Origin of the sequence: Photobacterium sanctipauli (assembly GCF_003026495.1) — a bacterium.
Lineage (GTDB): Bacteria > Pseudomonadota > Gammaproteobacteria > Enterobacterales > Vibrionaceae > Photobacterium > Photobacterium sanctipauli.
On record NZ_PYMA01000051.1, the window covers coordinates 1 to 526 of the forward strand.

4 tRNA genes are annotated in these 526 nt (G+C 47.1%); all 4 read left to right on the forward strand.

Annotation, left to right across the window (positions count from 1 at the left end):
- Positions 1-30: 30 nt before the first annotated feature.
- Positions 31-115 (forward strand) — tRNA-Leu (locus C9I98_RS26405).
- A 62-nt stretch (positions 116-177) separates the two neighbouring features.
- Positions 178-262 (forward strand) — tRNA-Leu (locus tag C9I98_RS26410).
- A 35-nt stretch (positions 263-297) separates the two neighbouring features.
- A tRNA-Gln gene (locus C9I98_RS26415) sits at positions 298-372 on the forward strand.
- Between the two features lie 39 nt (positions 373-411).
- Positions 412-488: transfer RNA gene (locus tag C9I98_RS26420), tRNA-Met, on the forward strand.
- Positions 489-526: the final 38 nt, after the last annotated feature.

A 526-nucleotide genomic window follows, 5' to 3' on the forward strand; every position in this document is an offset into this window, starting at 1 on the left:
TTCGTTTTCATTAACGGCACGATAAGTACTGCGGAAGTGGCGGAATTGGTAGACGCACCAGATTTAGGTTCTGGCGCCGCAAGGTGTGAGAGTTCAAGTCTCTCCTTCCGCACCATTAATTCTTCAAATCGGATTTACCAATTTCCGGTTTGAAAAATACAATCAGAGCATCAAAATGCGGAAGTGGCGGAATTGGTAGACGCACCAGATTTAGGTTCTGGCGCCGCAAGGTGTGAGAGTTCAAGTCTCTCCTTCCGCACCATTCTCTGATTACAAGTCTCTGCAAAGAGCATCTGCAGGTCTATCGCCAAGCGGTAAGGCAACGGGTTTTGATCCCGTCATTCCCTGGTTCGAATCCAGGTAGACCTGCCACTATTTTTGATGTTGATTCATTATCAGCAACGACAAGATGGCTACGTAGCTCAGTTGGTTAGAGCACATCACTCATAATGATGGGGTCACAGGTTCGAATCCCGTCGTAGCCACCATCTTCTCTACCGAAGATGTAAAACTTTGATGCGGAAGT